Genomic DNA, 18,300 nt, shown 5'->3' with positions numbered 1-18,300 from the left:
TGCAAAACCAAGGTCTACCGCGAACAACGCGGTGATCGCCAAACCGTCGTGGTCGTGCGGTCCGACCGAAGTCAGTCGTCACGCTCGCGGCTTTTCTCGTTCCGATCTCGGCGATCCTCTTTGCTTGTTCTGTCGTGATCCTCTTTAATAACCCGGCCCCGCTCATCATTGTTCGACGGCTGCCTGACGTTGTCTTTGCTTTCCGTAGGGGATTCTTTGGGCTGAAAATGGTATTCAGTGTGCATCATGACCAAGCCTCCTATTGATCAGAATAGAATATCACTCCTAAACGAGACGATGCGCCAAGCGGAGTCAAGGCTGAGTGCCCAACTAACAGCGGCGCTCGCAGCAGATTCTCGCGCAATGCAGTTCCTGTCCTTTATCGGGGCAATCACTGTATTCCTGATCGGTGTGGCACTAGCGGCGCTCGAGGTAACCGGCTGGCCACTTGAAATTACAGTCATAGCAAGTGTCGGCGTCATCGGCTTCATTATCTCAGGTGCCATTGCGTACAGCGCAGCCAAGCCAATCCCCTTTGAGTTCGTGGGCGGATACCCTTCGGCATGGTTCGATGACATCGCAGAAGACAAGCCTATGGCGGATGCACTGCTGGAGCAGTTGCACCACTATGAAAAAATGCTGCAAAAGAATCGGGCATCTATGGATGCCTCCGCTAGGGCTTTGAAAAACGCGGCTACGGCAGCTGGGCTCACCGTTGGCTGTTGTGGGGCTTCTGCAGTTATGATTTCAGTCTTTCGGACGGTGGCGTCCCTGGCTACGGGTTGACGCCGAGAGGGGGGGTCGGACCTCCAAGGAGACGACGAACCCCACCGACGGTTCGTGCTGTCGGGAGAGCCTTGAAAGTCTACGTACACAAAGGCATATTGCCCATATGGCTCAAAAGCATTCCCACATCGGCAAACGGGACAGCACGACCGGAAGGTTTGTGTCCGTCGGTAAGTCAAAAGACGGCGTGACCATTCTGAAGCAAGCCATCAATCCGCATAGCTTCACGCGCCGCTCTGCTGAAAAGGTGGTCGAGAACGTCAAAGCTGGTCGGTTCACTTCTTTGGAGCGGGTCCCGGTGCCAGGCAGAGGCGATTCAAAATAGCCGGAGCACTGGTATCCTCACCTAGCGACGTGTTTGTTAACTGCCCTTTCGACCGGCAGTTCGAGCCGATTTTTCACGGCATAGTTTTTACGGTTGTGCGATCGGGCTTTCGCGCCAGATGTGCGCTTGAAGCCGACGACGCCCTGGACAACCGGTTTGCGAAAATCCAATCGATAATTAGCGAATGCAGATATGGCATTCACGATATCTCTCGGACAGAATCGGACGGTGACCCACCACTGCCCAGGTTCAATATGCCTCTAGAGCTGGGAGTGTTTATCGGTTCTCGGCGCTTTGGTGGGAGGCAACATAGGGATAAGCGCGCTCTGATATTGGATACGACCCCGTACCGATATCAGAGATTTATCTCAGACATCGCCGGGCAAGACATCCAGTACCACAATGGGGACGTAGCACAGGCAATTGCACGAGTGGCGGCTTGGTTGCGGAATAAGTCGGGTCGAACCACAATCCCGGGCGGCGCGGCGATAGCAGCCGAATTTGCGGACTTTCAACTGCAACTACCGGCAATCCTGCAGGGACTGACTCTGCAGCCTGAAGAAATGACGTTCAGCGATTATCTCTCGATTGTAGAGTCTTACGCTACCGACTAATGCCCGCGCCCTTGTCGGGAGCGCAGGCGAGTCTTGCATGGAATCCTTTGTCGGGCGACTAGGGACTATTTCCGGTCAGTGTCGCCCCGGCCAGGATTAGGCACCTGTTCACGCGTCGTGCTCTTAGGGTGCTTCTCCCCATAGCTATTAGGAACAAACCGCCCGGTACCATTGGACCGGTGCTGGGTGTGAGAGTTTTTGCCCATATATCGGGTCTCCTCTGCGACAAGCGAAATTGCTGTCGACTGCACGCCCAGATGTACCCGATTCGTTCGGTCCATGCGGTGCATTGCCGCACCAATCCACAGCGATTGTCCCCGCCCCCTCCGGCGGGTTTTTTCATGACCGGCGCGACCAATCGCAGCCGATAGGAATCCCACATGCAGAGTAATGAAAGGGTCGTGGTCCAGTTGATGGTCCACGCCGACGGCGCAGAGTTTGCGCGCGGGTTTACCCGAGAAATGAAACGACAAATTCCCGATTTTCTACAGCAGCACGACCGTAACCCGAACCGGCGATACGGGTAAGGGCTAGTGTACCCGACGCCTACACTTCGCCAGCGTATGGCACATCCTGGTGCCAATCGGGGGGCTCGGACTCGCCGGTCATTTGCTTGAACAATGAGCTAAAGTTCGGCTCATAAAATACACCTGACTTGGAGCGTAGATACTCAATCAACTCGAGGGAATGTGGAGGCGCCGACCATTCCGGCACATCTCGCATGTACGCCCAATTGGCCCTCTCTGCGACGGGAGTAGCGTACTCCTCGGCCAGTTCATCGCCCTCAGCCCTGATGAACAACAGCGCCGTCCCGCTATTCTTGTGTCGAAGCTCCCACCAATCACGCAGTATCGATCCGCGGTGCGGGTCGTACATGGGTACCAAAATCAGCCCGTTGCATTCCCGGGCTTCAGCCTCATTCGGCCAAACGCCCTTTAAGTCCGGGTGATTTGGATTGCGGTGTCGGTACACCCACTGCCATGTATTGCGCATTGTGCCGCTCCTTGGATCGATCCTCAGATTGAAGAACCGAGTCATTCGACCGTCAAGCGGTTGTTCTCTTTTTGTTCACCGATTATGATGGAGGTCAGACGAGCGAGCCCCAAATGACCATTGCCATCAAACTCAACACAGCCGAACAAATCCGCAGAGCCCGCGCAGCCAATCCCGAGTTGTCCCAGGAGGACCTGGCGTCACGGCTAGGGGTCACACTGAGTCAGGTGAAGGCAGCACTCGCATATCGCCAGCCAGGTCAGAAGCGGGGACGGAAGCTGAATATTCCGTGACACGAATCTCACACCTAACCATCCCTATCGCCCGGCCTTCGCGCCGGGCTTTTTCATGCATGGAGGCCTTGATGGCTGACCTAAGCCCACGCCTGCGCGAAATCCGCGACGAAATGGCGCCACATGTCTTGGCTGGCCTACTGGCCACAAAAGCTCGCGTCGATGCCGGCTGGCCAATAACCGCCGAAGATCGAAATCGCCTCAACGATGAAATTGAATATTGGAGCAAGCCGCATGGCCAGTGCTGAACCCTACAACGTCGGCACCGTCACGGTGGCCAACGGCGGCACGACCATGACCGGAACCAACACCTTCTGGGTCGGGAAGGTGCGCAAGAACGACATGTTCTTCGTGCCGGCCCAAGGCTTGCAGGCGCGTGTGACGGCCGACCCGACCAGCAACACGGCGCTGTCCATCACGCCCTGGGCGGGCGACGCGCTTTCTGGCGTTGCCTATGAAATCCTGACGGTAGGCGATGCCACGTCTAACACCGCCCGGCTGCGTGACCTGCTGGCCAACCTCACGGTAGTTCAAGCCAATGGCCGAGGCCTTTTCTATCGCTTCAGCGATACCACGGCCGATGCCGATCCGGGCGCCGGGTATATCCGGCTGGGCAATGCCGATCCGGCTCTGGCGACCGCGGCCTATATCGACCTGCTCGACGCCAATGGGGCGAGCGTCTCGGGCGAAATCGACACCTGGGACGACAGCTCGTCGCTGCGCAAGGGCACGCTATATCTCCGCTCGATTGCCGATCCGGCGACATTCCGGGCCTATGCGATCACCGGCGCCGTGGTGAATGGCACCGGCTATCGCAAGTTGGCGCTGGCCCATATCGGCGGCTCCGGGATCTTCGCGGCCGATGACGAGCTGATGGTGGCCTTTGCCGCCACCGGCGATGCCGGCGACGGGTTTGTGACCGATGCCGCGGTGGCCAACTTTGCCGCGCTCAGCGCCTATGAAGACGAGGATCCCGGCTTTCTTGTCTTCGTGACCGACCTCGGCACCGATCTCGGTCCATTCTCCGGTATCTCCGGTGTGGTTCGCCTGGTGGCAGGGCCGGACTGGGAACTGGCGGCGCGGTACACGGGCATGGTGGGGCCGCAGGGCATTGGCTGGGCGCAGAACCTCGTGACGGTGTCCGATGGCGCGCGGCGGGTCGAAAAGCTGGCCGGCTATGTCGGCGGCACCGGCACGCCGCCCACCGACAATGTCGGCCTCTACCGCAAGGGCGATGGCACATGGACGGCGAACATTGCCGAAGCCGCGGATATCCGTGGGCCTGGCGGCACCGGCACTGTAGGCGAGATCGTCGCCGGCGCCGGCATTTCGATCAATGCTGACGATCCGACCGCGCCTGTGGTCTCTGTCAGCGAAGACTTCCTAGTTACGCTCTCACTCCTGGCGCTTCAGGTCGCGGACAACACGAATGTGGCGTTGTTCCTTGGCGATAGCGGCAATCGCGTAGCTGACAGCTTCGACGCCCTGACCTATGTGGACGCCGCAGGTGCGACAAACCTGGATAGCTCGACTGCCGGCACATTGAAGCCTTCCAACATTCTGACGGCAATCACGCTCAATGGGCCTGCCACATCAGGAAGCATGGGGGACTACACCTATTTCGATCGCTCTGTGACTTTGGTGGCAGGCCGCGTCATCGAGCGACTAGGGGTTTACTCGGCGTCGGCGCGGGCCTTCACGCTCAAGATCGCCGACGAAAACGCACCGGGCACCCAGAACATCCTCATCTCGCAATCGTTCAATCACCCCGGCGGTGGTTGGGCCGATTTGCATTTGACCACGCCGTTTACGGTTCCCGCGGGCACCATCCTGCTCGGTGCTTACTTCAACGGATCGAGCGACGTCGCCACTGGAGTCGCAACTGGTTATCTGGCCGGCAATGCCGGCGTCGGCTCGACTTCAGGATGGACCAACGGCACATCGGCGATGTTCCCGCTTCGCTACGCCTACCGTAGCGGTGGTGTGAATAACCTCACAGTGCGTTCCGCCTCGTTTTCGTCCTCCTCCGCACCAACCCAGGTCAAGGCGCTGCTGCGCGTCAAGGAGATCGAAGCCGCGGTGGCCGGCACGGACTACACGCTCGAGTGTAGTCGAGATGGGGGCGGAACCTGGACTTCAATGCTGTTAACCGAACTGTTCACATCGGGCTCGCCAAGCGCAGGATTGCGGGTGGTAGATGCGGCCGCGACAGACGTTAGCGGGCAGCCGACCGGCACCGCTCCGCGCTGGCGGTTCAAGACACTCGGTAACAAGTCGGTCGAGTTGCACGACCTTTACTTTTACTGGGATTGACCGTGATAGCCTGAGCCCCGGCTGTCGTAGATTGCCTCCAGCTAGTGCGCTGCCTCGTAGAGCCGCACCATGTTGGTGTTGGTTCCGTCTGACCAGTACACCTTGCAGACGAGACGGGAGGGGTGCCCGGCTCGCACCAGTTTCAGGTTGTAGGCGCGGGAGGCCGCGCCTTGGGGCGTGATATGGGTCTCGGTACACTCTGCCCGGGCGGGCTCGCGCAGATCGACGATGCGAAACTCAACCATAGCGTTTCCTCCAAGGAGTGCCGGCTCAGGCCGGCGTAGTCAGCATCCCGGTCAGCGTTTCGAGGAGATCCTCCAGTTTGACCGGTTTGCCGAATATCTTGCTGCCGGGCACGCCGTTGTCGCGCCAGTCCGCCGAGCTGTCGCCAGTCACGTAAATGACAGCGATATCCGGGTGGAGTTCGCGTGCCTTGCGGGCCACATCCCAGCCACTTGCGCCCGGCATGCGGATATCGGTGACCAGACCGTGGAATTTGCGTTCCGGCTCGGCATTGAGAAGATCGATCGCTTGGGTGCCCCCGGGCGCTGAGATGACCGAGAACCGCTCGCTCAGCAGATCTTCCATCAGGGTGAGCAAAAGGAACTCGTCATCAACGAGCAATATTGTTTTGATTTCGGGCAAGAGGGGGCTTCCGGTTGATACGGGGCAACGGCAGGGAGAAAGATTTGTTCCGCCTAAATCGACCCCGGCCGCGTGAGCAGGTATCCGTCGGACGCCAAGGCGACCTCGACTTCGCCCTTGTCGGCGCCGATCACGCTGTCGCCGGCCACTGTGGTGGCGAAATACTTCCAGTCGATGTGCTGGAGATGCTTTGGGATGGAGGCTTCCGGCCCGACCGGCAGCACCAGCACCTTCGTTGGCGAGCCGTCGTGTTCCGGGGACGAGATGAAAACATTGACCTGCATATGACGCTCCTCCCTCGTGGCATTCAGCCATGTTGGAGGCGCGCAGGCAATCAGGCAACAAGGGAAGCCTGTTCTCTACGGCCTCGTCGGCATAACGACGACCGACACGACCGGCGTACGGCCAGCCACATCAACCCGCTTCACCTCGACTTCGATGGGCTTCCCCATTGCTTCCGCCTCTGTCAGCAAGACCGAAAGCTCACGGGCGCGACGTGTGGCCTCGACTACGATGTCCTCAAATGGTTTATCGGTCACTGCGGATCAAACCCTCGACTTACGCCAGCCGGCCGCTCGAGCCTCTTCCTCGGTACAGAACCAACGCTCACCATGGGAGGCCTGAATGCGGGTCTCCTCATAGTACTTCTGGCCGGGCACGTGATAGATGCGCTCGCCCTTAGTGTTGACGTTACCCTTGATGACGCAGCCGTTCGATTGCGCCATGGCGGGCGCCATGGCGATGGCCAGAAGGGCGGTGGTGGCCATTGCGATGCCGGCTAAACTAATGATGCGCATGAAAAGTCCCCCTGCCGTAAGCTAAGCCGGGATGGCCACCAGGTGTCAACTTAGTTCTCCCGAACTGGATAACCTGACGCCGCCAATATGACATCAATGTCACCAGCTTTGAGGGGGTAATGGTCGCGCAGCTCCAGAAGGAGCACCATCGTCGACTCAAATGCGGCTAAGAAGTCGCCCTTATCTGCCGCTCCGGCGGTTTCGAAATCGCGGCCGTGCGCTTGGAGCGCCGCGGAGCATTGGCTGATAAGTCTGTCGACCTCCGCCTCCGGCAGCGAGTAGAGCGGCAATGCGGGCCGATCATCGTCGGCGGCTTGCGGCTGTAGCAGCTCCTCGAGGTCGTCCACCATCGGCACTCCACCAACTTGAGCATCAACTTAGCGACCTTATCCCCGCGCTGCCAGCACGGCGTAGATTGTCTGCAGGAGGTGCTCACATGACGAAACGAGTTCTAACAAAGATGTTTCTGCAGGTAATGGCCGGCCTGTCGGTGGCTTCCGTGGCCACCCTTGTCTTAGCGCCGATGGCGGCGGGGACGTTGGCATGGCCAGTGGCGGCAACTGGACTCGCGGTCTCGACGGCGTGCTTTGTTGCAGCCGCATGGGTTAGTCGGCGCTAGCAGGTCTTCGTTTTCGCTTAGGCCTCGCTAACAACTCCCGCGCCCGCTCCTCAATACCGATGGACGCCACGGCCAGCGAAGGCCCATCCTGGTGCGTCTCCGAAGCTGGGAGGCGTATCGCTTGCCAGATGGCCGCTAAATCCTGCTCGGAGAACAACAGCGCCCTGCCTGCCTGTGAACAATGGCCAGTGCGACGCGCGACCCTGGCCAGGCCATGGCGCGACATGCGAAGGCGTTCGGCGGCTTCGGCAAGGGTTAGAATGGTGGGAGGGAGATCAGTCATTCGTTTTCATGCGACCCGATGACAAATATTCGCAAGTATTCGATTGGCTTACTGCCAATGGAGTCGTTTCGCATGTCAACGTCAAAAAAGCAAATTCGCTGCCCGCGAGGGCAGTTTCATCGCTTCTCGAAAAGAATGGAAAGAGGCAGCGTAATTGCGGAGCTTCAGAACCTCCCGCAGCTGGGTCGCCAAACCCATTGCCACCATAACAGCTATCTTCCGCCAAGAAGGTGACTGTCATTCACACGCCAACTACTTGTTGGCGTGCCTGGCATTCTTATGCCGGGAGTCCGGTCGCCATACAAGACCCATTTTTGGGAAAAGCGATTGGGCGTGTCAGCTGTCCACGTTCTGAAGCTCCCGGTGCCAGCATACCGCTGGCATGGCCGTCAGAAGCCAAAGACAGGACAAGACCAATGCACACCCTCCCTACCCGCGCGACCTCGCGCCCACTCGTCTACACACCCGACCAACTCACCAGCCATGAACCGCACGTGATCGTGCGGGCGACGTTCGTGACACCGCCCAGCTTCGGTGGCGAATGCGTCGAGGTAGATTGGATGTTGAGCAGGAGCGCCTACGGCCGGCTGCAGCGAAAGGCCGGCTAGGGCACACTGAGCTACCTTATGAAAAAACTTAGGGCGCCAGCGGCGCCCTTTGTATATTCTCTTGCAACTTCAACGAGTTACAGGAGGACTTTGGTGGGTGCACAAGGGCTCGAACCTTGGACCCGCTGATTAAGAGTCAGCTGCTCTACCATCTGAGCTATGCACCCGAGGGCGGTTCGTGAACCGCCGTCACCAAAGTGGCGCCTCTATAGCGAAGGGATTCTCCCCTGTCCAGCACCCACGGTCACATTATGTGGATAAACTTGGAGTGCCCTCCTGTCGCAGGCGGCGAACGCCCGGCCGCCGCCGGGCGTCGAATTGGCATTATCGCCTGTAGTCGTTCAGTTCCACCACATTGGTGGACGGCATGGGTGGCTCGGGGCGAACTTCGTCCATGAGCCCGATCGTGCGTTCAATGATGTGACGCAATTGGCGCGATCGCTGGTCCGTTCCCTGAAGAATGGTGACGGCTCGTTGCAGATGGTCACGCGCAAGCACGTAGGTGGGGGGCACCCGCAGTCTCCTTGAGATGATGATGATCACGAATCGCCGGGGAGTCGGCGCATCCCAAGGGTGAGCCGCCATAGTTTTCGACACCTTGCGCCCCTGCGTGGCATTTAAGTCAAATTGTTCGCGACGCCCAGCCTCACGGAAAGCGCCGGTTCGCCGGCCTTCCGTCCCTGGCAAGGGCTCTGCCGGCTGTGCAAAACAGTGGTAGCTCCGCCCGGACCGGAGTGCCGCCATGGCTTCCAGCGGAGAGGCTTCGCGCTATGATCGTCTGGAATCGCACTTGGAGCACCTGCCGTGGCTCAGCCGTCGTTTACCGCCATCGTCGAAGCCCTGCCCGAGACCGTTCCGTTCGTCGGGCCGGAAGCGATCGAACGGCAAACCGGCATTGCGACGCGGGCCCGGCTGGGCGCCAACGAATCCGGCTTCGGTCCCAGCCCCAAAGTCATCGCTACCCTGCGCGACGCCACACCGGAATTCTGGACCTATCCGGATCCGGAGAATTTTGAGTTGCGCTCGGCGCTCGCCGCCCGGCTCGGCATTGCCAGCGACGAGATCGCCATCGGCGAGGGCATTGACGGCTTGATGGGCCAGCTCGTGCGCTTGTTCATCGAACCGGGTGACGTCGTGGTGACCTCGCTCGGCGCCTATCCCACCTTCAACTATCATGTCGTGGGCTATGGCGGCGACCTGCGCTTCGTGCCCTATGCCGGCGTCCACGAGGACCCCGAGGCGCTGGCCGCCCTGGCGCGCGAGACCGGCGCCAAGATGGTGTATCTGGCCAATCCCGACAATCCCATGGGATCGGCGCTGCCAGCCGCCGACATTGCCCGATTCATCGCCGCCGTGCCCGACACCTGCGTCATCGTGCTCGACGAGGCCTACCTGGAAACGGCGCCTGAAGCGCCAGTGCCGATCGACACGGCGCGGCCCAATCTCATCCGCCTGCGCACCTTCTCGAAGGCCTATGGCCTGGCCGGGCTGCGTTGCGGTTATGCCATAGGCAACCGGCGCCTAGTGGGCGCCTTCAACCGCATCCGCAACCATTTCGGCGTCAACAAGGCCGTGCAGGTGGCCGCCCTGGCAGCCCTCGCGGACGAGGCCTATCTGCACTGGGCCGTCGATGCGATTGCGGCCGCCCGCACGCGCATAGCCCGCATTGCCGAAGACAATGGCCTTACCGCCCTGCCCTCGGCCACCAATTTCGTCGCCGTCGATTGCCGCCGCGACGGCGCCTATGCGCTAGCCGTACTGAAGGCCCTGGCCGCGGAAGGCGTGTTCGTGCGCAAGCCGGCCGCGCCGGGTCTCGACCAGCATATCCGCATCAGCGCCGGCCCCGATGCCGCGCTCGATGTGCTGGCGGCCGCTCTGCCCGTGGCGCTCGCCCACGCTCAGTCCGCACCGTAAAGCCCGATTTCGGCCCGCAGCGGCCGGTGGTTCGAGCCGTGGTTTTCTCCGGACGAGAGGCTCATGATCAGCGCATTGCCGCGCGTGAACATATTGTCGATCGGCACGCCCAGCGGGCCAAGCCGCACCGGCCAGGTTGCCGGTATTGTCGGCCCGGAGGCCAGCCCCTGGGCCCTGCCGAACTCGGCCACCGCATCCGACCATGGGGCCGCGTTGAAGTCGCCGGCGACCACCAGCGGCCCCTCGATCCTGCCCATCCAGCGGCTGGCCCGATCGAGCTCGAATTCGGCGATGTCGTCGTAATAGGGCTTGGTCAGATGCAGCCCCACCACGGTGACGGGCTGCCCGTCCACAACGATGCCGCCCGCTACGTAGCGATCTCCCCAGAGTGAGGACAGCGGCTCGAGCCCGCGCGATTCGAACGGAAAGCGCGAGTGGAGGGAAATGTCGCAGGCCTCGGCGGCGTCGCAGCCGATCCGATAGGGCAGCACCTCCGCCAATTGGTCGAGATAGGGCCGGATCGCCCGCGATTCCATGATCAGGGCGACGTCAGGCGGGTCCGAGAGGATGGACTGCACCATTTCCTCGGCCCGCGAATTGAATGCGAGCACGTTGTAGCTGAGGAAGTCGAACCGGGCGGCCGGCGAGGCCGCCTGCTCCAGCCGTCGCGACTGGAACTCGACCACATAGGTCGCCGAATGCACCGCCATTGCCGCAACCAGGATGCCCAGGACCAGCGACCGCCACAGCGCTCCCGTCAACGCCAGCAGCAGAGCCAGCCCGAAGCCTGCGGCCACGAGATGGAAGCGCAGCGTCTGCAGCAATTGCTCGCCGGGCAGCCCCGGCTGCACCACGATAACCGCGAAGACAAGCAGCAGCAGGCCGGCAAGCGCCAGCAGCCCTCCGCGAAACTCGCCCCAGCTCAGCATGCTACCCCCGGCCATTCAGGCGGAAGGCCCGGCGCATGCCGGGCCCCGAATATTGGATCGGCCTCAGCCGGCCAGCGCACCCTGAGCGGCCGCGCCGCGCTCGATCATGACGCGGTTGAGCGCGTTGAGATAGGCACGGGCCGAAGCCACCAGCGTATCGGGCTCGGCGGCATTGCCCGAGGCGATACGGCCATTCATTTCAAGGCGCACATGCGCCGAAGCCTGGGCGTCGGTGCCGCCGGTGACGCCGTCCACGGCATAGAGCACCAGATGCGGCTCCTGCCCGGCGGCCTTCTTGATGGCGTTGAAGATCGCATCGACCGAGCCGGTGCCCTCGTAGCTGACTCTGGTCTCCTCGCCGTCGATGGTCACGACCAGGTTGCACTTGTGGACGCCGCCGGTCTTGGACACCACTTCCATGTCGACCAGACGGATACGGTCGCCCACCGAGCCCACTTCGTCATCGACCAGGGCGATGATGTCGGCGTCGTACACATGCTTCTTGCGGTCGGCCAGGTCCTTGAAGCGCTGGAAGGCCTCCTGGAAGGCATTGTCGCCCAGCTCGTAGCCCAGTTCCTTGAGCTTGTCCTTGAAGGCGGCGCGGCCCGAATGCTTGCCCATGACCAGGGTGGTTTCCTTGATGCCGACGCTGGCCGGGGTCATGATCTCGTAGGTTTCGGCATTTTTCAGCATGCCGTCCTGGTGGATGCCACTTTCATGCGCGAAGGCATTCTTGCCCACGATGGCCTTGTTGTACTGCACCGGAAAATTCGACGCCGCCGACACCACGCGGCTGGCGCGGCTGAGCTGCGTCGAGTCGATTTCGGTGTAGAACGGCATGGCGTCGCCGCGGGTGCGCAGCGCCATCACCACTTCTTCCAGCGCCGCATTGCCGGCGCGTTCCCCGAGGCCATTGATGGTGCATTCGATCTGCCGCGCGCCACCGGCCACACCCGCCAGCGAATTGGCCACCGCCATGCCGAGGTCATCGTGGCAATGCACCGAGAAGATCGCCTTGTCGCCATTGGGCACGCTCTCGATAATGGTCTTGAACATGCGGAAATGCTCTTCCGGCACCGCATAGCCGACCGTATCGGGCAGGTTGATCGTGGTGGCGCCAGCCTTGATGGCGGTGTCGACGCAGCGCTTCAAAAATTCCAGCGGCGTGCGGGTAGCGTCCATGGCGGACCATTCCACATCGTCCACCAGGTTGCGCGCCTGTGCCACGGTCCGGGCGATGATTTCGATCACCTCGTCCTCGGTCTTCTTCATCTGGTGAGCCAGATGAATGGGCGAGGTGGAAACGAAGGTGTGGATGCGGCCCTGCCGGGCGTGACGGACAGCCTCGCCGGCCCGGTCGATATCCGCGGTTATGGCGCGCGCCAGGCCCGCCACCGTCGCCTTCTTGACCTGCTTGGCCACGGCGACCACGGCTTCGAAATCGCCATTGGAAGCAATCGGGAAGCCGGCTTCGATGATATCGACGCCCATTTCGTCCAGAGTCTCGGCGACCTGGAGCTTTTCTTCCAGCGTCATCGTCGCGCCGGGCGATTGCTCGCCATCGCGCAGGGTGGTGTCGAAGATGAAGACGCGTTCTTTGTTGGAATTGGTGGCGGCAGCAGACATATCAGGCTCTTTTCCTATCGGCCCCGAGGCAATGGCTCGCTGGACCGGACATTTGAGTGTTCGGTTTATGGCGCATTCCCCTGACGACCCGCTCGACTGTCGAGCTGCCGGTGATCAGGGGCTGATAAGAAGGAGAAGAAGCGCGGCGGGAAGCAGCAGCAGGCCGGCAGCAATCATCAGGGCGCGGTTACGCTCCTGAGTTCTGGCGATTGCAATGGCTTGGGCGCGGCGGCGCTGCATGAGTACGCTCTGGTACGCTGGTCGGTCCGATGAGAATGCGCGAATCTGCCCCCCGGTGCAAGACCGGTTGGGCGGATAATGTTACTTTTCTTTACCAGGCCTAGTTGAAGGCCAGCACCGCCGTCAGCAGCACGCCGAGGAAAGCGAGGCCTGTCACGCGGTGCGCCAGGCCTGCCCGCTGACCCGCGGCCACGTCGCCGGCAAAGGACTTCTTGGACTGGATACCGCCATAGATGATGCTGGTCAGCATCACCACGACCAGCGCCATCTTGGCCCAGAACCAGACCGACGCGCCATCGAGACCGCCATACTTGAGAAACAGGATCAGTGGCCCAGTGATCAGCAGCGTGGCCATCGCCGCTTTGCCCACCTGCCCCAGCGCAGTCGTCACCCCGAAATAGCCGGCCCTGAGCTCGGGCGTGGCCGTCGCCATGCGCGATCCGATCACCGGCCCGACCACCGAATTGGAGCCGCCGGCGACAAACGCCACGATATGCACGAAAATGAGTAGATTGATGACGACATCCATCGCCATGCCCCCTGCTGCTAGTCCCCGCCGGAGAGACTAGGGGGTTTTGCGAGCAGGAGGAAGATGGAGTTATCTCGGAGATGTCATTCCCCGCTGCGCCGTCATCCCCGCGAAAGCGGGGACCTCCGTTTCGAATGGCCAAGTAACAGAGGTTCCCGCTTTCGCGGGAATGACCCCAGTGTGTGTGGCTCTCGCCCCACTGCACAACCCTCGAACTTTTACCGCTCCGGTGTTCACCGTCCCCCTCCACCTTGTGGGGAGGGATCAAGGGTGGGGGTTGGCGGCACCGCCCTCAGTCCAGATCCAGCACACCCTCGGCCACGACCACCGCCTGGCCGCCGATGGCGCCGTGGACCAAGCGATCATTGTCCTTGCGCGATTGCAGCGTGATCCGGCAGGGGCGGCCCATTTCGTGGCCTTGGCGCAGCACATAGTCGGACTGCCCCGAACCCATTTCCTGCTCGGCCAGGAGCCCGATCAGCGCGGCGGCGGCCGAACCGGTGCCCGGATCCTCGCCCAGCCCCATGCCGAACATGCGGGCGGCGATATCATTGTCGGGGTCCTCGGGCGTCAGGGTGAACACATAGGCCGAGTGGTGGTCGTGGTGGAATACCTCTTCCCATGCCGACCGGTTGACCGAGATTTTCTTCAGCACTTTTGCGTCGCGCACCGGGATCAGGTGAAACGTCACACCCGCCGAGAACACAGCCGGCTTGAACATGTCGCAGCCGATCTCGTCGACTTCGATGCCCAGCGCCTGGGCGATTGCCAGCCGGTCCGGCAGGTCGGCAATGCGTTCGGGCAGCCGCGGCAGGGTGAAGCGCGCGTCGCCGGTGCGCCGGTCGATGCGTTCGAACAGGGCCGTTACCAGCCCGACCTTTTCCTCCATGCGGATGGCCGAGGCGCGGCTGTTGAGCCCCAGCGTTACCGCGGCACCCACGGTCGGATGCCCGGCAAAGGGCAGTTCCTCATAAGGCGTGAAAATGCGCAGCGACGCCGAATTGCGCTCGTTCTGCGGCTTGCAGATGAACACTGTCTCGCTGAGGTTGAACTCGCGCGCGATGGCCTGCATTTCGTTGTCCATCAGCCCGTCGGCCTTGGGAATGACGGCGAGGCCGTTGCCCTTGAGCGGGGTCGCCGTGAAGACATCGAGGATGAGATAAGGCAGCTTCAATTGGCCACCTCGGGCAAGGCATAGTCGGCGCGCGGCTTGTTGAGGTGGTCGCAGAGCGCATCCACGGCCACCGCATGATCCTTGCGGCCCGGCAGGCCGGAAATGGTCAGCGTGCCGATGATCCCCGCCCCGGGCACCCGGATCGGAAAGCCGCCGCCGGCAATGACATAGTCAGCCGGATCGGCGCCTGATTGCGGAGAAAACGGCGCCTCGCCCCGCTCCAGCACCAGCCGGTAGCTGGCGCGCTGGAAGCGGCGGACCGAATTGATCTTGCGGCGCACCCATTCGGCATTGTCCGAACTGGTGCCGGGCGTCGCGGCAAAGAACAGTTGGCGGTCCCACGTTCTCAGATCCACCACTAGCGACAGACCCTCGCTGAGCGCCCGCTCGCGGATAGCCGAGCCGATGGCAAAGGCCACCGCCTCGTCGAAAGCCGGCAGAACCAGCTCGAACTCCTGGCGCTTTACGCGTTCGATATCGTCATGGGTGGTCATGGGTCAGTCCTGATGGAGGCGGGTGAAAGCGTCGATGAGCGGGGTGCGATCGGTCGCGCCCTTGGGAAAATTGACCTGCGCCGGATCGATCTTTGCCCAGGCGGCCTTGCTGTCGGTCCAGATATTGCCCACGGGCGCGGCCCAGTCGATATCGTCGAGCGACCCGGCGCGCAGCACTTTGTAGGGACCTGAGGCCGGGTCATTCCAGAGCCAGGTATGGCAGGCCGCACAGAAGTTCATGGTGATGACATTGCCGCTGTCGGCCCTGCGCAGATGCTGGACCACCGATCCCGATACGAGCTCCAGGTCCTCGCCCTTGATCAGCACCGACATCGACCAGCCTGCGCCGGAATAGCGCTGGCAGTCCTTGCAGTGGCAGTTATAGACGCTGAGCGGCGCCGCCTTGAGCCGATAGCGCGCCGAACCGCACGAGCACCCGCCATCGACTGGAAATTCCGGCAATGCCATGACTCGCCTCCCGCATCTGCGCGAAAACTTCTAGGCCAGTTGCGCGCGCGGGGAAAGGTGGCGGGGACTGTGAAACCGGACTAGACCCAGAGCCGCCCGGCGGCAAAGGCGTCGAGCACGACGCGCGCATAGGGGGCAAGATCACCCGCCGCCTCCCCGTCGGCAGCTTTGCGGCAGGCGACGACATCGGACAATTCCGGATCGTCCTGGGCAGCGAGATTGGCGTGGATGCGCGCCACGAGTGCTTCTGCACTGAGGTCAAAACTGAGACGCCGGGCGATGGCGATGCGCGGCCCGTCGACGATGGCAAGCAGTTGCCCTGCCCTGCCGTCTTCCATGCGGAGCCCCGTCTCTTCATGCAGTTCGGTAGCAATGCAGGTTTCGGCGTCGACCACGCCATCGGCCCTGACGTCGCGCGGCTCCAGCGCCCCGCCCGGCGGATAGACCCGCCCGGCATTGATGGTCTTGCCGCCCATGACGCCGAAGATCAGCGCCCCGTCGGCGCTCTCGATCAGCGTCGTGCCAAAAATATGGACCGTGCCGATGTCAGGAAAACCGAGTGCCCGCCACGCCAGGAAGGCGGAGTAACTGTCTTCCCGCGCCTCCGAGCGGAACACGCCTTCGCCATCCAGCACCGGCGGGGTGAACCCCAGGATGCGCCCGTCCCAGACATGCGGGTTCTTTGCCACCACCTCGGCCCAGATGCCAGGCACCTTGGCGCGAATCTCAGCCGGCATGGGCCAGGCGCCGGGAGCAAGCCGGAAATCGCTGGCGGTGATGGGGACGATGTCGATGGTCATCAGATGAAAACGGGGGCCGCAGCCCCCGTTCCAAATCTTAGTTCTTGGCCTTGTCGACCAGGGCGCCGGCCTTGATCCAGGGCATCATGTCGCGCAGCTTGGCGCCGACTTCCTCGATCGGATGCTCGTCGGCCAGGCGACGGGTCGCCTTGAAGCGCGAGGCGCCGCCCTTGTATTCCTGCATCCAGTCCGAGGTGAACTTGCCCGACTGGATGTCGTGCAGCACGCGCTTCATCTCGGCCTTGGTTTCCGAGGTGATGATGCGCGGGCCGGTGACATATTCGCCCCACTCGGCGGTGTTCGAGATCGAGTAGTTCATGTTGGCAATGCCGCCCTGGTAGATCAGGTCGACGATCAGCTTCACTTCGTGCAGGCACTCGAAATAGGCCATTTCCGGAGCGTAGCCGGCTTCCACCAGCGTTTCGAAGCCGGCGCGGATCAGCTCGACGAGGCCGCCGCAGAGCACGGCCTGCTCGCCGAACAGGTCGGTTTCGCACTCTTCGCGGAAATTGGTTTCGATGACGCCCGAACGGCCGCCGCCAACGCCCGAAGCATAGGCCAGCGCGATGTCATGGGCATTGCCCGAGGCGTCGTGATGAACGGCGATCAGGCACGGCACGCCGCCACCCTTCTGGTATTCGCCGCGCACGGTGTGGCCCGGGCCCTTCGGCGCGATCATGATCACGTCGACGGTGGGCTTGGGTTCGATCAGGTTGAAGTGCACGTTGAGGCCGTGGGCGAAAGCCAGGGCAGCGCCGTCGCGAATGTTGGGCTCGATGTCCTTCTTGTAGATATCGGCCTGCAGTTCATCAGGGGTCAGCAGCATGATGACGTCGGCCCAGGCGGAAGCCTCGGCAACGCTCATCACCTTGAGGCCTTCGCTCTCGGCCTTTTTGGCCGACGGCGAATTGGGGCGCAGGCCGACGGCGACATTGGTGACGCCCGAGTCGCGCAGGTTCAGCACATGGGCATGGCCTTGCGAGCCGTAGCCGATGATGGCGACCTTCTTGGCCTTGATGATGTTGATGTCGGCATCACGATCGTAATAGACGCGCATTGGGGTTCTCCCTGGATTCTGCGATTTGTTTTAAGTGTTTGCCTTGGCCCCGTAGAGGGCCAGGAACTGGTCCGCCGCGGCCTTCACATCGGCTTCGATGTTGGCCTCGACATTGGATTGGGTCAGGCTCTTGTCGCCGAGCAGCAGACGGATCTGCACATCGCGCACGACAAGGCCGAAAAAGGTGCGGTACGCTTCCTCGCTCGAGGTGAAGCGCAGGAGGCGCGCATCGCGGGCCGCCTCGAGAATGGGCTTCAGGCGCCGCCTGATCGCCATGGGGCCGTTTTCCAGCACGATATTGCCCAGGTCATCCTTTTCCTGCGCCGCATGGGTGATGGCGGTGCGGTTGAGGGTGATCGAGACTTCGCCGATGATGGTGGTCAGGAGGTCGCGCGCAAACTGTTCGAGGCTGCCGCGCAGCGCCTTCAGATTGATGTGGCTGCGGTCGACAAAGGGCATGCGCACCTTGGCCGCCTGCCACTGCACCGTGGCCGTCAGCAGGCCGTCGCGGTCGCCGAACCACTTGTAGAGCGTTTCCTTGGAACACGAGGCGCGCCGCGCCACCGCCGTCATGGTCAGCCCGTCGCCGTTTTCGACGAGCAGATCCAGCGCCGCCGTCAGCACAGCTTGCTGGCGCGGGGTGAACGTCTCTTCGTTGACCTTGATGGCCAGGGCCACGGGAACTCTCCCAATGATCGGCTGCCGAACGCCTCGGCGTCTTTCCGTTCGCTGGCGTACCGTACGGTACGGTTCGAAGCAAGCGAAATCTTATGGCGCCGCGTGTCGGCCTCCT

General features: G+C 62.0%; 23 protein-coding genes and 1 tRNA gene. 5 read left to right on the top strand and 19 right to left on the bottom strand.

Annotation, left to right across the window (positions count from 1 at the left end; translation table 11 throughout):
- Window positions 1-71 precede the first annotated feature (71 nt).
- Entirely contained in the window at window positions 72-248 is a 177-nt protein-coding gene (locus JEQ47_RS03875) for a hypothetical protein (protein WP_198875063.1), read from the bottom strand.
- 115 nt (window positions 249-363) lie between these two features.
- Between JEQ47_RS03875 and JEQ47_RS03870 the strand changes: the two genes are divergently transcribed.
- Entirely contained in the window at window positions 364-786 is a 423-nt protein-coding gene (locus JEQ47_RS03870) for a hypothetical protein (RefSeq protein ID WP_198875062.1), read from the top strand.
- Window positions 787-2,271: 1,485 nt separating this feature from the next.
- Here the strand turns inward: JEQ47_RS03870 and JEQ47_RS03865 are convergent.
- Entirely contained in the window at window positions 2,272-2,718 is a 447-nt protein-coding gene (locus JEQ47_RS03865; protein ID WP_198875061.1) for a hypothetical protein, read from the bottom strand.
- Window positions 2,719-2,831: 113 nt separating this feature from the next.
- Here JEQ47_RS03865 and JEQ47_RS03860 point away from each other — a divergent pair, with 113 nt between their 5' ends.
- The 3 genes from JEQ47_RS03860 (at window position 2,832) to JEQ47_RS03850 (ending at window position 5,324) form a co-directional block, all read left to right on the top strand.
- Window positions 2,832-3,011, top strand: coding sequence for a ChuX/HutX family heme-like substrate-binding protein (locus JEQ47_RS03860; protein WP_198875060.1), 180 nt, complete (start codon window positions 2,832-2,834; stop codon window positions 3,009-3,011).
- A gap of 71 nt (window positions 3,012-3,082) precedes the next feature.
- Window positions 3,083-3,259, top strand: coding sequence for a hypothetical protein (locus tag JEQ47_RS03855; protein WP_198875059.1), 177 nt, complete (start codon window positions 3,083-3,085; stop codon window positions 3,257-3,259).
- Window positions 3,246-5,324, top strand: coding sequence for a hypothetical protein (locus JEQ47_RS03850; RefSeq protein WP_198875058.1), 2,079 nt, complete (start codon window positions 3,246-3,248; stop codon window positions 5,322-5,324). Before JEQ47_RS03855 ends, JEQ47_RS03850 begins: the two co-directional genes overlap by 14 nt.
- A 41-nt stretch (window positions 5,325-5,365) precedes the next feature.
- Here the strand turns inward: JEQ47_RS03850 and JEQ47_RS03845 are convergent, their stop codons facing one another.
- From JEQ47_RS03845 to JEQ47_RS03815, 7 genes are all read right to left on the bottom strand, one after another.
- The gene (locus tag JEQ47_RS03845) at window positions 5,366-5,569 is read right to left on the bottom strand and encodes a hypothetical protein (RefSeq protein WP_198875057.1); all 204 of its coding nucleotides are present in this window, start codon (window positions 5,567-5,569) and stop codon (window positions 5,366-5,368) included.
- Window positions 5,570-5,594: 25 nt separating this feature from the next.
- Entirely contained in the window at window positions 5,595-5,969 is a 375-nt protein-coding gene (locus JEQ47_RS03840; protein WP_198875056.1) for a response regulator, read from the bottom strand.
- Between the two features lie 53 nt (window positions 5,970-6,022).
- Window positions 6,023-6,253: a hypothetical protein gene (locus JEQ47_RS03835; RefSeq protein WP_198875055.1), complete on the bottom strand. Its 231-nt coding sequence runs from the start codon at window positions 6,251-6,253 to the stop codon at window positions 6,023-6,025.
- A 261-nt stretch (window positions 6,254-6,514) separates the two neighbouring features.
- On the bottom strand, window positions 6,515-6,766 hold the full coding sequence (locus JEQ47_RS03830) for a sunset domain-containing protein (RefSeq protein ID WP_198875054.1): 252 nt from the start codon (window positions 6,764-6,766) through the stop codon (window positions 6,515-6,517).
- Between the two features lie 50 nt (window positions 6,767-6,816).
- Window positions 6,817-7,116 carry a hypothetical protein gene (locus JEQ47_RS03825; protein WP_198875053.1) on the bottom strand — a complete coding sequence of 100 codons (300 nt, stop codon included), beginning with the start codon at window positions 7,114-7,116 and terminating at the stop codon, window positions 6,817-6,819.
- Window positions 7,117-8,367: 1,251 nt separating this feature from the next.
- Window positions 8,368-8,443, bottom strand: a tRNA-Lys gene (locus tag JEQ47_RS03820).
- A gap of 157 nt (window positions 8,444-8,600) precedes the next feature.
- The gene (locus JEQ47_RS03815; protein WP_198875052.1) at window positions 8,601-8,819 is read right to left on the bottom strand and encodes a hypothetical protein; all 219 of its coding nucleotides are present in this window, start codon (window positions 8,817-8,819) and stop codon (window positions 8,601-8,603) included.
- A 261-nt stretch (window positions 8,820-9,080) separates the two neighbouring features.
- Between JEQ47_RS03815 and JEQ47_RS03810 the strand changes: the two genes are divergently transcribed.
- Window positions 9,081-10,190 (top strand): pyridoxal phosphate-dependent aminotransferase, encoded by a 1,110-nt coding sequence (locus tag JEQ47_RS03810; protein ID WP_198875051.1) that lies wholly within the window; start codon window positions 9,081-9,083, stop codon window positions 10,188-10,190.
- On the opposite strand, the gene JEQ47_RS03805 is transcribed toward JEQ47_RS03810, so the two are convergent.
- From JEQ47_RS03805 to JEQ47_RS03765, 10 genes are all read right to left on the bottom strand, one after another.
- Window positions 10,175-11,119, bottom strand: a complete 945-nt coding sequence (locus JEQ47_RS03805) for an endonuclease/exonuclease/phosphatase family protein (RefSeq protein ID WP_198875050.1) — start codon at window positions 11,117-11,119, stop codon at window positions 10,175-10,177. The two genes, JEQ47_RS03810 and JEQ47_RS03805, sit on opposite strands and share 16 nt — an antisense overlap.
- 63 nt (window positions 11,120-11,182) lie before the next feature.
- Entirely contained in the window at window positions 11,183-12,745 is a 1,563-nt protein-coding gene (locus JEQ47_RS03800) for a 2-isopropylmalate synthase (protein ID WP_198875049.1), read from the bottom strand.
- A gap of 114 nt (window positions 12,746-12,859) precedes the next feature.
- Window positions 12,860-12,985, bottom strand: coding sequence for a hypothetical protein (locus JEQ47_RS20910; protein ID WP_268905700.1), 126 nt, complete (start codon window positions 12,983-12,985; stop codon window positions 12,860-12,862).
- Between the two features lie 100 nt (window positions 12,986-13,085).
- Window positions 13,086-13,520: a hypothetical protein gene (locus tag JEQ47_RS03795; RefSeq protein ID WP_198875048.1), complete on the bottom strand. Its 435-nt coding sequence runs from the start codon at window positions 13,518-13,520 to the stop codon at window positions 13,086-13,088.
- 286 nt (window positions 13,521-13,806) lie between these two features.
- Complete coding sequence (locus JEQ47_RS03790) at window positions 13,807-14,688, bottom strand: PhzF family phenazine biosynthesis protein (protein ID WP_198875047.1); 882 nt, start codon at window positions 14,686-14,688, stop codon at window positions 13,807-13,809.
- Window positions 14,685-15,182 (bottom strand): heme-degrading domain-containing protein, encoded by a 498-nt coding sequence (locus tag JEQ47_RS03785; RefSeq protein ID WP_198875046.1) that lies wholly within the window; start codon window positions 15,180-15,182, stop codon window positions 14,685-14,687. Before JEQ47_RS03785 ends, JEQ47_RS03790 begins: the two co-directional genes overlap by 4 nt.
- 3 nt (window positions 15,183-15,185) lie before the next feature.
- Window positions 15,186-15,650 carry a GFA family protein gene (locus tag JEQ47_RS03780; protein WP_198875045.1) on the bottom strand — a complete coding sequence of 155 codons (465 nt, stop codon included), beginning with the start codon at window positions 15,648-15,650 and terminating at the stop codon, window positions 15,186-15,188.
- An 80-nt stretch (window positions 15,651-15,730) separates the two neighbouring features.
- Window positions 15,731-16,450 carry an NUDIX hydrolase gene (locus JEQ47_RS03775; protein WP_198875044.1) on the bottom strand — a complete coding sequence of 240 codons (720 nt, stop codon included), beginning with the start codon at window positions 16,448-16,450 and terminating at the stop codon, window positions 15,731-15,733.
- A gap of 37 nt (window positions 16,451-16,487) precedes the next feature.
- Window positions 16,488-17,507, bottom strand: a complete 1,020-nt coding sequence (gene ilvC / locus JEQ47_RS03770; protein WP_198875043.1) for a ketol-acid reductoisomerase — start codon at window positions 17,505-17,507, stop codon at window positions 16,488-16,490.
- A 30-nt stretch (window positions 17,508-17,537) separates the two neighbouring features.
- Window positions 17,538-18,185 carry a TetR/AcrR family transcriptional regulator C-terminal domain-containing protein gene (locus JEQ47_RS03765; protein ID WP_198875042.1) on the bottom strand — a complete coding sequence of 216 codons (648 nt, stop codon included), beginning with the start codon at window positions 18,183-18,185 and terminating at the stop codon, window positions 17,538-17,540.
- Window positions 18,186-18,300: the final 115 nt, after the last annotated feature.

This window comes from Devosia sediminis, from assembly GCF_016411825.1.
GTDB classification, from domain to species: Bacteria; Pseudomonadota; Alphaproteobacteria; order Rhizobiales; family Devosiaceae; genus Devosia; species Devosia sediminis.
The sequence above is the reverse complement of the archived record's forward strand: the minus strand, read 5'-3'. Positions and strand labels throughout refer to the sequence as shown.